Consider the following 533-nt stretch of genomic DNA (forward strand, 5'->3'; position numbering starts at 1 on the left):
TGCCGCAGACGCTGCACGTGAACGAGCCCTCGCCGAAGGTGGATTGGGCCTCGGGTGCGGTGTCGCTGCTGACCGAGTCGCGGCAGTGGCCGGAGACCGGGCGTCCGCGCCGTGCGGCGGTGTCGTCGTTCGGTATCAGCGGCACCAACGCCCACACCATCCTCGAGTACGCTCCGGCGGCTGCCCAGGAGCCGGCGGAGGCCGACTCCGACATCGTGCCGCTGCTGCTGTCCGCACAGAGCGCGACGGCCCTGCGAGGCCAGGCGGCGCGGCTGCGCTCGCACCTGGCGGAGCGGCCGGAGTTGTCGCTGGCGGATGTCGGGTACTCGCTGATGTCGTCGCGGGCCGGGTTCGAGCACCGGGCGGTGCTGGTCGCGGCCGACCGTGATGGTGCGGTCCGGGGTCTGGAGGCGTTGGCGTCCGGTGAGCCGGGTGCGGGTCTGGTTCAGGGCAGTGCGGGGTCTGCGGGGAAGGTGGCGTTCGTCTTCCCGGGTCAGGGTTCGCAGTGGGCTGCGATGGCGGTGGAACTCCTG

1 protein-coding gene is annotated in these 533 nt (G+C 72.4%); it reads left to right on the forward strand.

The annotated features are described in order from the left end of the window. Positions 1–17: 17 nt before the first annotated feature. Positions 18–533, forward strand: a 516-nt coding sequence (locus tag ABD369_RS40980) for a ketoacyl-synthetase C-terminal extension domain-containing protein (RefSeq protein ID WP_344641721.1), incomplete at its 3' end; no start/stop codon positions are given.

The sequence above is a fragment of the Kitasatospora cystarginea genome (assembly GCF_039533515.1).
GTDB lineage: Bacteria > Actinomycetota > Actinomycetes > Streptomycetales > Streptomycetaceae > Kitasatospora > Kitasatospora cystarginea.